The sequence below is a fragment of the Pseudomonas sp. CC120222-01a genome, from assembly GCF_003097235.1.
Lineage (GTDB): Bacteria > Pseudomonadota > Gammaproteobacteria > Pseudomonadales > Pseudomonadaceae > Aquipseudomonas.
This window is the reverse complement of record NZ_QEQQ01000009.1, coordinates 18,334-30,828: the sequence shown is the minus strand read 5'-3', so window position 1 is coordinate 30,828 and position 12,495 is coordinate 18,334. Positions and strand designations below refer to the sequence as shown.

12 protein-coding genes and 1 pseudogene are annotated in these 12,495 nt (G+C 59.2%); 10 read left to right on the top strand and 3 right to left on the bottom strand.

Going from position 1 to position 12,495, the window contains the following annotated elements; genetic code table 11:
• Positions 1 to 3: 3 nt before the first annotated feature.
• The 10 genes and pseudogenes from gspH to N430_RS29295 all read left to right on the top strand — a co-directional run bounded on the left by gspH (position 4) and on the right by N430_RS29295 (position 11,481).
• Complete coding sequence (gene gspH / locus N430_RS13460; protein ID WP_110637315.1) at positions 4 to 441, top strand: type II secretion system minor pseudopilin GspH; 438 nt, start codon at positions 4 to 6, stop codon at positions 439 to 441.
• Positions 438 to 806 carry a type II secretion system protein GspI gene (locus N430_RS13455; RefSeq protein ID WP_110637313.1) on the top strand — a complete coding sequence of 123 codons (369 nt, stop codon included), beginning with the start codon at positions 438 to 440 and terminating at the stop codon, positions 804 to 806. Before gspH ends, N430_RS13455 begins: the two co-directional genes overlap by 4 nt.
• Positions 803 to 1,393: a type II secretion system protein J gene (locus tag N430_RS13450; protein ID WP_110637311.1), complete on the top strand. Its 591-nt coding sequence runs from the start codon at positions 803 to 805 to the stop codon at positions 1,391 to 1,393. Before N430_RS13455 ends, N430_RS13450 begins: the two co-directional genes overlap by 4 nt.
• On the top strand, positions 1,390 to 2,466 hold the full coding sequence (locus N430_RS13445; RefSeq protein ID WP_110637309.1) for a type II secretion system protein GspL: 1,077 nt from the start codon (positions 1,390 to 1,392) through the stop codon (positions 2,464 to 2,466). Before N430_RS13450 ends, N430_RS13445 begins: the two co-directional genes overlap by 4 nt.
• On the top strand, positions 2,463 to 2,849 hold the full coding sequence (gspM, locus tag N430_RS13440) for a type II secretion system protein GspM (protein ID WP_110637307.1): 387 nt from the start codon (positions 2,463 to 2,465) through the stop codon (positions 2,847 to 2,849). Before N430_RS13445 ends, gspM begins: the two co-directional genes overlap by 4 nt.
• Positions 2,846 to 3,505, top strand: a complete 660-nt coding sequence (locus tag N430_RS13435) for a type II secretion system protein GspN (protein ID WP_110637306.1) — start codon at positions 2,846 to 2,848, stop codon at positions 3,503 to 3,505. The genes gspM and N430_RS13435 overlap by 4 nt, the downstream gene beginning before the upstream one ends.
• A gap of 319 nt (positions 3,506 to 3,824) precedes the next feature.
• The gene (locus tag N430_RS13430; protein ID WP_110637304.1) at positions 3,825 to 8,054 is read left to right on the top strand and encodes an RHS repeat-associated core domain-containing protein; all 4,230 of its coding nucleotides are present in this window, start codon (positions 3,825 to 3,827) and stop codon (positions 8,052 to 8,054) included.
• A 6-nt stretch (positions 8,055 to 8,060) separates the two neighbouring features.
• On the top strand, positions 8,061 to 8,495 hold the full coding sequence (locus tag N430_RS13425) for a hypothetical protein (RefSeq protein WP_110637302.1): 435 nt from the start codon (positions 8,061 to 8,063) through the stop codon (positions 8,493 to 8,495).
• Between the two features lie 105 nt (positions 8,496 to 8,600).
• Positions 8,601 to 10,476: pseudogene (locus tag N430_RS13420) on the top strand (RHS repeat-associated core domain-containing protein); the annotation flags it as partial.
• A gap of 393 nt (positions 10,477 to 10,869) precedes the next feature.
• Entirely contained in the window at positions 10,870 to 11,481 is a 612-nt protein-coding gene (locus N430_RS29295; RefSeq protein ID WP_133248850.1) for a hypothetical protein, read from the top strand.
• A 142-nt stretch (positions 11,482 to 11,623) separates the two neighbouring features.
• On the opposite strand, the gene N430_RS29455 is transcribed toward N430_RS29295, so the two are convergent.
• From N430_RS29455 to N430_RS13410, 3 genes are read right to left on the bottom strand one after another with little or no spacing between them, the layout of a single operon-like run.
• Positions 11,624 to 11,794 carry a hypothetical protein gene (locus N430_RS29455; protein ID WP_158288791.1) on the bottom strand — a complete coding sequence of 57 codons (171 nt, stop codon included), beginning with the start codon at positions 11,792 to 11,794 and terminating at the stop codon, positions 11,624 to 11,626.
• A complete protein-coding gene (locus N430_RS13415) occupies positions 11,791 to 12,063 on the bottom strand; it encodes a DUF3077 domain-containing protein (RefSeq protein ID WP_110637298.1) in 273 nt (90 codons plus the stop codon). Before N430_RS13415 ends, N430_RS29455 begins: the two co-directional genes overlap by 4 nt.
• Positions 12,064 to 12,066: 3 nt before the next feature.
• On the bottom strand, positions 12,067 to 12,336 hold the full coding sequence (locus tag N430_RS13410) for a hypothetical protein (RefSeq protein ID WP_110637296.1): 270 nt from the start codon (positions 12,334 to 12,336) through the stop codon (positions 12,067 to 12,069).
• Between the last annotated feature and the right edge of the window lie 159 nt (positions 12,337 to 12,495).

Sequence of the window (12,495 nt, the reverse complement as noted above, 5' to 3'; positions counted from 1 at the left end):
ACCATGCGTGGCCAGCGCGGCTTCAGCCTGCTCGAATTGCTCGTGGTACTGGCCATCGCCGGGCTCATGACCGGCATGGCGGTGGCCTGGCTCGACAGCGGCAAGTCCAGCGTCGATCAGGCGCTGCAGCGCCTGGCCACGGAAACCCGCACCCAGGCCGCGCTGGCCCGGCACGCCGGGCAGCTGCGCGGATTACGCTGGACTGGCCAGCGGCCTGAGTTCGTGCGCCGTGAAGGCGATGGCTGGGTGGTCGAGGCCGGAGCCCCGGCTGACTGGCCAAAGGGCCTGCGCCCGGACTGGCCGGCCAGCGCCCAGCCACGTGTGCTGTTTACCCCGCAGGGCTGGGCGCAACCGGGCTCGGTGAGCTGGCGCTGGGTCGACGGCAGCCAGCGTTGGGAGTGGGGCCGCGACGGCCAGTTGCGCGTGGCGATGGCGCCATGAAGCGCAGGCAGCGCGGGTTCACCTTGCTGGAAGTGACCGTGGCCCTGGCGATAGCCGCCGTGCTGGCGGTCATCACCAGCCAGGTGCTGCGCCAGCGCCTGGCGGTGCAGGACAACGTGCAGCAGCATCGTTTGGGCGTGCTGTGCGCTCGCGAGCTGCAGGCGCGCTTCACCGTCGAGCAATATTGGCCGGCCAGCAACCAGGTGGAGGGTGTGCTCAGCCAGGGCGGCCAGGCCTGCCATTGGCACATGCAACTGCGCCGCACCGGTGTGCGCGAGCTGCGCCGTGGCGAATTGCAGTTGTATGCCGACCGCGACCAGCGCCTGCCACTCGGGCAATACAGCGTTTTTCTGGAGCAGCCATGAAGCGGCGCCAGGCAGGTTTGACCTTGATCGAACTGATGGTCGCCATGGCCCTGACCGCGCTGCTCGGGGTCATGCTGTCGGCGTTGGTCAATGGCTGGCTCAAGGTGCGCGAGCGGCTGCAGGTGAACACCCAGGAAACCAGCGTGCTGGAGTTCTGCCTGGCCCTGGAGCGGCGCTTCGACAGCCCGGTGCTGCGCCGTCTGTACGAACAACGCCTGCCTTTGGCCAGCCGCTGGCTCGACTGGCAGGCCGACCGCCAGCAGTTGCTGTGGGTGGCCGCCGCCGCCTTGCCCGAGGCCGAGGGCGGTTCGCGCCTGCAACGTCAACGCCTGCGCTTCGATGCGCGTGAGCAACGCCTGCTGCTGGAAAGCTCGGCCGAGCTGTACGCTGCCAGCGAGCCGCGCTGGGTATTGCGCGAGCAACTGCCGCGGGTCAGCGCGATCAATGTGCTTTACCACCAGGGTGACCGCTGGCTGCCCTGGCCCTCCGACCAACCCGCGCACCCCGGTCGTGGCGTGCGCCTGGAATTGCAGCGTGATGGAGCACCGTATGTCTGCACCTTTGTTCTGCCCTGGGGGCGCTCATGAAGTTTGAATGGCGCAGGCAAGCGCCGACCCGACCGTGGTTGTTGCTGCGCCCGGGAGAGGTCTGGGACTGGCTGCTGGTCGAGGCGGATGGCAGCCATCGCCAAGGGCAGGGCGAGCCACCGGCGAACTTGCAGGCACGGGTGGCGCTTATCGTCCCCGGGGAATGCTGCAGCCAGTTTCAACTGGCGGCGCCGCCTGGCTTGAAGCGCGATGAGTGGCCGCTGTTGCTGGAAGACCGCTTGCTGCAGGCAACGGACGCGATCCTGTGTGCCTGCCTGTCGCGTCAGGCGGGGCAATTGCGCCTGATGGCGGTGGAGCGGCAGTTGCTGGTGCCGTGGCGCGAGCAATGTGCCGAATGGGGGTTGCAGGTGGACTGCTGCTGGGCCGAGTTCCAGCTGTTGCCGACACCCGAGCCGGGCACGGCCTGGCAGTGGCAGCGCACGCCGGACATCTGGTTGTGCAAAGGGCAGGTCGAGGCCGGACTTGAGCATTGGTTGGCCTGGCCCACGGCGTTGGGCGAGCTGCCCCGGCAACCTTGGTCGGGACTGTCCCAGAGGGTTGTAGCCGGCGCTTGGCCAGGTGCGTTGGCACCGCTCGACAACCTGCCCAGCCTGCTCGAACGCCCCCGTCAGGTGCGCTCGCTGCCTGGTGTGTCACGGCAACAGCGGCGCCTGCTTGTGGCGTGCCTGGTGTTGGCCAGCGCATGGGGCGGCCTGTGGCTGACCCAGCAATGGCGCCAGGTGCAGACCTGGCGTGGGCAGGTGGTGGCGGTCACCGGCGAACAGGCCAGCCCCCGGCACGCGGCACAGGCCTTGAAGCGCCTGCGGGAAAGCGAACTGCAACAGCAATTGCGTGAACGTCAACTCGAAGGCCTGCAAGTACGTCTGCAAGCCTGGCTGCGCGAGCACCCAGCCTGGCGGCTGCAAGCCGTGCGTTTCGATGGCCAGCGCTGGCACCTGCGCCTGGACGGCGATGGCGCCGCGCCGCCATGGGCCGAGATGGCCAGTGCGGTCGGCGCTGCCGTGCAGGTACAGGACGGGCAGGTGGTGTTCGACCTGGGAGCGGCCTCATGAATCGGGACTGGATGCAGCGTCACCGGCTGTGGTTTGCATGGGGGCTGATTGGCTTGCTGCTGGCGTTCCTGGCCATGCGCGAAGGCTTGGCGCAATGGCGTGAGCTCAGCCAGTGGCGTGAGCTGGCAGTGCAGGCCGCAAGCTTGCGGGATGGCCCGGGCGTGAGCCTGGAGCGCCTGCGCCAGTCAGCCCAGTCGCGGCAAATCGAACTGGCTGATGTCGAGGTGCAAGGTAAAAGCTGGCAGTTGCGGGGGCGGGTAGCGGATGAGCGCGTGTTGCAGGGCTGGTTGCAGAGCCTGCGTGCGGAAGGGGCGCAGCCATTGCAATGGGGGCTTGAGCAGGATGCCAAGGGGCTGCGTTTTGAGTTGGTGGTGCAGCCATGAGCCGTCGCGGGCTGCTGTGGTGCGGGTTGGTGTTCACGCTGACCCTGCTGGTCGAGTTGCCGGCTGCCTGGGTGGCGCGCGGTGTTGGCCTGCCGGCACGTGATGTCAGCGGCAGCGTGTGGCAAGGCCAGGCACAGCAACTGGGGCCGGTCGGGCCGGTGCGCTGGGTGGTGCAGCCATGGCGCATACAGGCCAACGCTGAGCTCGGCTTTCAGGGCCAGGCCTGGCAATTGCGCGCTGAAGGCTGGCCTTGGCGCTGGCGGCTGGAAGCTTCGGCTTTGGCCCCTCAGGCGACGGTTCTGGCGGACTACCGCCTGGCCGGGCAATGGCAAGGAACGCTGCGCATGCAGGGTTGGGGGCGCCAGTGTCGAAGCAGTGAAGGGCGGGTGAGCGTGACCGACCTGGCCTTGAGCGAACCGTGGTCGCTGGGGTTGGGGCAAGGTTGGGTAGAGATGGATTGCCGTGCAGGTTGGCGCTTGCGCGGGCAATTGGTGCAGCAGGGGCAACATGAGTTGAAGTTGGAGGCCGACCTGCTGGCGCACCGAGCGACAATTTTGCTCGATTTGCAGCCGGACGCCGAACTGACTGCAGTATTGCGGGGTATGCAATGGCTGGGCCCACAGGCGTTGTCTGGGCAAAAAAAGGTTCAGTGGTAGCGATTCTTCCTACAGACATTTCTAACGTTACGAAAAGCGCCATAGAACAGAAGCGCTAGCCTCTCGTTTGGGAGGCAATGATTTCCCTGGTGTGTGGCTTTTTGATGTCATGTTTACTCCCCTGAAGCCCGCGCCGCAAAAGGCCTGCACTCGGTTGACACAACAACGCTCAAGCCTATTTACTCAGTGCCTTTCACGGATGATTACACGGCAATTGGATTGAGACATTCACCGTGCATTTCAGGGAGATGCTGATGTACATGGATCGACGCGACCCGGTCGCAGGCTATCCCGTTTCTGGCGAACAGGAGTAACTCTCATGTTCGAAGCAGCCAGGTTCGGCGACGATATTTCACACACCAGCGCGCTGGGGGGCTTCCTGATCGGGGCCGCCCTGGGGATTGCGCTGGTGGCCACGGTGGCCATCGCCACCTTCACCTGCGGGTTCGGCGTGGCCTTGCTGGCCGGCCTCGCAGCCGGTATCGGAGGCAGCTTGCTGACCGCCGCCGGAGAGGCGATAGGCAGTATGTTCTCGTCCCCCTCAGGGACGATAACCACTGCCTCACCCAACGTCTTCATCAACAGCCGTAAGGCCGCCCGGGTCGAGAAAAGCATCGGCGCCTGCGACAAGCACCCCGGGCCGGTGCAGATCGCCGAAGGCTCGACCAACGTCTTCATCAACAGCGTCGCTGCGGCACGCAAGGGCGACAAACTGACCTGCGGCGCGACCATTTCCGGTGGTTCCGGGGATGTCTACATTGGCGGCGGCACTTACCGTTACCTGCCGGTCGATGACGAGATTCCAGAATGGCTGCGCACTACCGTGGATGTGCTGATGGCCATCGCCGGTGCCGCCGGCGGTATCGCCCAGTTGATCAAGGCCGGGACCCAGGCCGGCATGAAAGCCATCATGCCCTGCGCCCTGAAGTTCACCGCAGGCTTCGTCGCCGGCGAGGTGGCCAGCCGCTACGTGATCGAGCCCGTGGCACGCAAAGCCATCGGTGGCTTGGTCGGCAACCCGGTTGACCTCACCACTGGCCGCAAGCTGATCCCCGATGAAATCGACTTCAGCCTGCCCGGCCTGATGCCGATCGAGTGGTCACGCTTCTACGCCAGCGACCTCACCGTCGACAGCGTACTCGGCCGTGGCTGGGTGCTGCCCTGGGAACAGAGCCTGCGCCGCCAGGGCTCGTTCATCTACCTGACTGACAATCAGGGCCGCGAAGTCCCGTTCGTGACCCTGCAGCCGGGCGAGCGTCTCTACAACCCGCACGAACAGGTGTACTTGGTGTGCACCGAGGGCGGTCACTACATCCTGCAGACCCTCGACAACCTGTTCTTCTATTTCGGTGAAGTGCCCGACAGCAACACCGAAGTGCCGCTGCAACGCATCGAAAATGCCCTCGGCCATTTCCTGCATTTCACCCGCACCCCCGACGGCACCCTGACCGACATCAGTGCCACCGGCGGCACCCGCGTGCACCTGCACTACGACAATCCGCTGGGCCGGCTGACCGACATCAAGCGCGTGGTCGACAACCAGGCCGTCGAAACGCTGACCCAGTACCGCTACGACGAACTCGGCCAGCTGACCACGGTGATCAACCGCAACGGCGACACCGTGCGCAGCTTCAGCTACGCCGAAGGCCTGATGGTCACCCACAGCAACGCCCTGGGCCTGGGCTGCCACTACCGCTGGGAAACCCAGGGCGGCAAACCACGCGTGGTCGAGCACTGGACCAGCGATGGCGAGCACTACCATTTCCGCTATGACCTCGACGCCCGCACCAGCTGGGCCACCGACGTGCTCGGCCGCGAACTGGAAGTGCAGTACAACGCCGACCACCGCGTGGTCGCCAGCCGTGACTACGGTGGTGAGCGCTACTCCATCGCGCTGGACGAGAACGGCAACATGGTCGGCCTCGACCTGCCGGACGGTAACCGCCTGACCTTCAAGTACGACGAATATGCCCGCCTGCTCGAAGAAACCGACCCGCTGGGCCGCAAGATCCAGTACGAATACCACCACCTGACCACGCTGGTGACCCAGGTCAGCTACCCGGACGGCAGCACCTGGCGCGCACGTTACGACGACAAGGGCAACCTGCTCGCCGAATTCGATGCCCTCGGCCAGATGACCGAATACCTCAACAGCGATGACGGCCTGCCGCACACCATCATCGATGCGACCTACAAGTCCAAGTACCTGTGGTGGAACACCCTGGCCCAGGTCGAGCGTTATCAGGATTGCTCCGGCAAGAGCACCTACTACCGCTATGACGAGCGTCAGCACCTGGTGGCGGTGACCGATGCGCTGAACCAGACCACCAGCCTGGAGCGCAAACCGGACGGGGAAGTGCTGCGCATCACCCATCCGGACGGGACCAAGGAAAGCTTCACCTACAACGTCTACGGCCAAGTGCTCAGCCATACCGACGGTAAAGGCCAGACCATCCGCCTGATGCGCACCGCCCGTGGCCTGCCGAGCAGCCGCGAAGATGCCAAGGGCCAGCGGGTGCGTTACGAGTACGACAAGGCTGTGCGCCTGACCGCGCTGGTCAACGAGAACAACGCCACCTACAGCTTTGCCTACGACGCCTCGGACCGGCTGAGCGAAGAGGTACGGGTGGATAACCTGACCCGGCGCTTCAGCTACAACGTTGGTGGTCACCTCACCCGGCTGGATGAGATTGGCTACGGCGAAAACGCCGAGCGCCCGGAGCGGCATACGCTGTTTGAGCGTGACACCATTGGCCGCCTGATCGCCAAGCTCAATCGCGACGCGCAGCAGCAGTTCACCTACGACGACGGTGACCGTTTGCTCAGCATTGAGCGCCACCCGAGTGGTATTGGCAAGCAGCTGGGCGTAACCGAAGAAAAGCTGGAGTACGCTTACGACCTGCTGGGCCGGCTGACGCAGGAAATCACGCCCGCTGGGACGCTGGGCTACGAGTACGATCCACTCAGCAACCTGACTACGTTGACCCTGCCGGATGGGCGCAAGGTTAACCACCTGTATTACGGCAGCGGGCACCTGCACCAGCTGAACCTAGACGGCCAGGTGATCAGCGACATGGAGCGGGATGATCTGCACCGCGAGGTGTACCGGACCCAGGGCAAGCTCACCAGTTGCTTCGGCTACGACGCGATGGGGCGCAAGGCCTGGCAGTTTGCCTCGACCTTGCCCGCGGACAAGCTTTCGCAGGTGCACAATACCGGCATCAATACCTCGCTGCTGGTGGAGCATGCCTACAACCCGATTCACCGCCGCTATCAGTACGACCCGGCGGGCGAGTTGGTACGTACGCTCGACAAGCTGCGCGGCGAGATCAAGTACGAGTACGAAGCCAATGGCCAGTTGCGCAGCCGTGATACCGGCTCGCTGGTGGGCAGCGAAGAGTTCCGCTATGACGCGGCGGCGAACCGCCTGAACTTCAATGCGCGGCAGTTTGACAAGGTGAGGGACAACCGGATCAAGCAGTGGCGGGATCAAGAGTACCGGTACGACCCTTGGGGCAACCTGATCGAGAAGCTCTCGGGGCACAGCAAGCTGCAGACCTTTGCCTATGACTGCGAGAACCGGTTGGTTCGGGCTGAAACCGTGGTCAATGGCAGGCTGGAGAGTGCGGGACACTACCAGTACGACAGCCTTGGGCGGCGGGTGGCCAAGCAGGCTGAAATCAATGGTGAAGTTGAGCAGAAGCGCTTCCTCTGGCAAGGCTTGAGGATGCTTCGGGAGGAGGCGCCAGGGCAGTGCACCGTGTACCTGTACGAGCCGGGTAGCTATGCACCACTGGCGCGTGTTGACCAAGCAGAAGGCGAAGAGCAGAAACTCTACTACTTCCATACGGACCAGATTGGTACGCCGCTGGAACTGACGGACACAGATGGCAAGATCGTTTGGCAGGCGACGTATCGCTCGTGGGGCTCTCTAGAGCAGCTAGCTATCAGTGAAGTCGAGCAGAATCTTCGATTTCAGGGTCAATACTTTGATGACGAATCGGATCTAAACTACAATACGTTTCGATACTATGATTCTGAAGTCGGGCGATTTGTTACCCAGGATCCGATTGGATTGGCAGGAGGGTTCAATCTTTATCGCTATGCTGCGAACTCGATAAGTTGGATAGACCCTTATGGCTTGGCAGGTTTCTTCACGAGCTCAACGTTCACCGCTCCGTCTGGTAGCACGCACACCGTTTTTCAGCAGAAAATTGACTGGGACTTGCCTGTTAATACTCGCGAAGGTATCAAAACAAATCTTGATTTAGCGTCGGAGGGTAAAAGTCCTTTTGTTTTGAAAAATGGTAGTTACTCTCAGCTTAATTTGCACCATTCTAAGCAGGATGCGCTTGGCTCGCTCTTTGAGTTATCAGCAGATACGCATCAGACATATGGAAGGACAAACGCGCTTCATCCTCATCTGCCGGGGCAACATCCACATAATCCAGTAGATCGCACTATTTTTAATGGCGACAGAGAAAGTTATTGGATGTCGAGAGCGCAGGCGGAAAAAAATATTCGTTCAAGTAAATTAACTTGTGGGTGACTCAAAATGCTATCGGATAAAGTTATAAATTTTTGTCGCCAAAAAGGCTGGTGGTATGATGATGCTAGCGCAGATTACGAGGCTGAGCTAGTTAAGTTAGGGGTTGATATAGGGTCGGACTGTGCTGAGTTTTTCTTGCATGCCGAAGATGGCCCCACATTTTCCTCGAGAGGACATGAACTCTATCAGCTTGGTTGGTTCTCTAAAAACACCAAGTTTGATCTTGCACTGAAGCGCACTCATGACACTCTAGGTTTGAGCTTTGATTACATACCCTTGGACAGCTTTGAGGGTGAAAGCGGCTATTACTATAATTCCAGAACTGGAGAGGTGCTTGAGATTTCCCTTGGTGTGAGATTGGAAGATTTCAAAGCGGGGCGATTTGCCCCGCAGTGGAGTGACTTCAATAGTTTCATTGAGTTTTATTTTGAGCTGAGCTGATCCTTATGCTGGGAGAAATTATGAAGGTCACTAATCTTTTATATCTCTAGTCATTTTGGTTGGTAAAAATGTATAGCGACGCAATTAAAGGTGCTTCGTTGACGCTGTGTGGGTAAGAGCATTTACTACCGATACGACGAGCGCCGGTATGTGGTAGCCCACCCGCCTGGAGTACCAGCCGGACGGTGAAGTGGTGCGTATCAGCCATCCGGACGGGACCAAGGAAAGCTTCACCTACAACGTCTACGGCCAGGTGCTCAGCCACACCGACGGCAAGGGCCAGACCATCCGGCTGATGCGCACCGCCCGTGGCCTGCCGAGCAGCCGCGAAGATGCCAAGGGGCAGCGGGTTCGCTACGAGTACGACAAGGCCGTGCGCCTGACGGCACTGGTCAACGAGAACAACGCGACCTACAGCTTTGCCTACGACGCCTCGGATCGGCTGAGCGAAGAGGTGCGGGTGGATAACCTGATCCGGCGCTTCAGCTACAACGTCGGTGGCCACCTGACTCGACTGGATGAGATTGGCTACGGCGACAATGCCGAGCGGCCGGAGCGGCATACGCTGTTCGAGCGCGACACCATCGGGCGCTTGATCGCCAAGCTTAATCGCGATGCGCAGCAGCAGTTCACCTACGACGACGGTGACCGGTTGCTGAGCATCGAGCGCCACCCGAGTGGTATCGGCAAGCAGCTGGGCGTGGCCGAGGAAAAGCTGGAGTACGCCTACGACCTGCTGGGCCGGCTGACAAAAGAAATCACGCCTGATGGGACGCTGGGCTACGAGTACGACCCGCTCAGCAACCTGACCACGCTGACGCTACCGGATGGCCGCAAGGTCAATCACCTGTATTACGGCAGCGGGCACCTGCACCAGCTGAACCTGGATGGCCAGGTGATCAGCGACATGGAGCGGGATGATCTGCACCGTGAGGTCTACCGCACCCAAGGCAAGCTCACCAGTTGCTTTGGCTACGATGCGATGGGACGCAAGGCCTGGCAGTTTGCTTCGACCTTGCCCGCCGACAAGCTCTCGCAGGTGCATAACACCGGCATCAACACCTCGCTTCTGGTAGAGCATGCTTACAACCCGATTCACCGCCGTTACCAGTACGACCCGGCCGGTGAGCTGGTACGCACACTCGACAAGCTGCGCGGCGAGATCAAGTACGAATACGAAGCCAACGGTCAGTTGCGCAGCCGTGATACCGGCTCGCTGGTGGGTAGTGAAGAGTTCCGCTACGACGCCGCGGCGAACCGGCTGAACTTCAATGCCCGGCAGTTTGACAAGGTCAGGGATAACCGGATCAAGCAGTGGCGTGACCAGGAGTATCGCTACGACCCGTGGGGCAACCTGATCGAGAAGCGCTCGGGGCACAGCAAGCTGCAGACCTTTGCCTATGACTGCGAGAACCGGTTGGTTCGGGCTGAGACAGTGGTCAATGGCAAGCTGGAGAGTACGGGGCACTACCAGTACGACAGCCTAGGGCGGCGGGTGGCCAAGCAGGCTGAAATCAATGGTGAAGTTGAGCAGAAGCGCTTCCTCTGGCAAGGCTTGAGGATGCTGCGGGAGGAGACGCCTGGGCAGAGCATTTTGTACTTGTATGAGCCGAGTAGCTATGCGCCGTTGGCTCGGGTCGATCAGGTGGAAGGGGAAGAGCAGAAGCTCTACTACTTCCATACTGACCAGATTGGTACGCCTCTGGAGCTGACGGATAGCAATGGCAGGATCGTTTGGCAGGCGACGTATCGGTCATGGGGTGAGATAGAGCAGCTACCTATAAATGAGGTCGGGCAAAATCTGCGCTTCCAAGGTCAGTACTTTGATACTGAAACAGGACTGCACTACAATACCTTCCGGTATTATGATCCTGAAGTTGGACGTTTTGTTACTCAAGATCCTATCGGCATAGAAGGCGGCTATAATTTATACGTTTATGCTCCAAATGCTGTTATCTGGATTGACCCTTTTGGACTATGCAAGAGCGCCGTTAGTGGTGACAAAGGTCGAACCAAGGCGATGCATGATTTGGAACGGAGTGGGTATAAAATTGTCGCTGAAGAGGTGACAATGAAAGTTAACGGAAGTAGGGTGAGGGCTGACTTTGTTGCTCGCGATGCCCAAGGTAAGTTGCATGTATTTGAAGTTAAGCATGGTGCAGGAGCACTTACCAAAAATCAAAAGGCAGCCGGTGTGTTTGATATGAGTAACCCTGCAAATACAACCCAGCATCTGGGCGGAGGAGTTATCAAACCGTCAAGTGGTACCGCGGCCAAGTTAAAGGTCGACACTAAGAGTGCGCGTGGTAAATTGCTCGGCGGTAAAGGGGCTGTTCATGATGCGGTATTTAATGTCCTTAAGTATAGGTAATGTATGAGTGCAGATAATCGCGTCCTTTTCGAGTCTGAATTGTTAAAAGAGTTGAAGTTGGTCGCGTCTAAGTTTGAGGGTGTGACCGCTTCAAAAAACAAGCTGAAATTTAAGTATAATAAAAAATTTGTGGCTGAGCTTGTCTTTGAGCATCTGTCTCGAGTGGATTCCTATGTATTGGTCGGAATGGTAAGTGGGGGGGAGATTTTTGAATGTTCTTCTAATTTTACTCCGCCTTACAAAAGCAATTTATTCAATGAGTTTTGCTTTTCATTTATTTCGTCGAGCGAACAAAATAAAGTCTTTAGTGGTAGCTTGGATGGGGCGATAAAAACACCATCGCCAGATTCGGTTGGTCAAGTATGTGCGCATATTAAAAGCGTTCTGGAAGAATTCTATATTCCCAGGATGTTAGCATGTATTGTGCCGAGTGAGCGGACAATCAAAGATGTTTTGTCTTCGCCTGAAAGTTACGCGTATCCAGCGGTTTTTATACATTGCGCAGCGGTCTTGGGTAAAAATGGAAGGTTGACTGATTTGAGTGAGGCAGTGAATTCAAAAAAGATAGTTAAAAATAAAGATTATGATATTCCGCTGTTGTCGAATTTGGCTTGAGGGCGAAGGGCGTAGATTTTTTAAGAACGGTCAGTGGCTTGGGAAGTACCTTTGATAGGAATAGGTTGATCTTTAAAATCTCAGCATTATAGCGTGAGGCGTTTTGCGTCTCACATAAATAATAATTATCGCAAATTATTTCTTAAATAATTAATGCTGGCATGAAAGCCATCATGCCCTGCGCCCTGAAGTTCACCGCAGGCTTCGTCGCCGGCGAGGTGGCCAGCCGCAATTGAGCTTGTTGTTTAGATTTTTCTAGCTTTTCAGTCAACCCCCTATCGCCAATCAGCCGGCAACAGGGGCTGAAGGTCAACGCAGCCTGTTCTTGGTCAGCTCGATTTCGTTCATCAGTGCCTTGGCCAAGGCGATCAGGTAATCCGCTGCACCCAGCAGCTTGTGGTCATCTTCCATGTCGTCTTCGCGCACCAGGTGCTTGATGTAGCCCAGCAGAATCGAGACTTGCTCGTACGCGTCCTCGATTGGGACATCGGGTTGCACGCGTAGCAGGTTGATCGGTGGGTTGCCGACGTCGAGGAAGGTTTCCGCGCCGATGGTGGTGATGACTTTGGGTTCGTCTGCCATGCGTCACTCCTGGGCCTGCTGGCCGTATAGCTGGGCGTGGACATGTTCGACCAGTGAATGGGCGATCTCGCTGGCATGCATGGCGTTGCCGAGCATGTTCAGGCCAGGCTCGCCAGCGTGGGCGCGGCAGTGTTCGTCGATGGTTTCGATGACGCCGCGCAGGAGTTCGCTGGCATGGGCCAGGGCGTCGGGGGGGCACATGTCGGTGCGGACGGTGAAAAATGGGGTGTTGATGGGCTTGTTGCGGGGTGGGTCGGGTACTATTTTTTTAATGACGTAATTGGAAATGTCTTACAGGTGAGGGCTTGGAGGGGTAGGGCGGTGGATGGGGGCAGGGCTACCAGGTGCTCGCCATGACAGGTTCAGCGCCTGTGAGATCTAGCGCCGCCCGCGCGGCGCTCGATCTCACAGGCGCTGAACATCTCAAGGCAG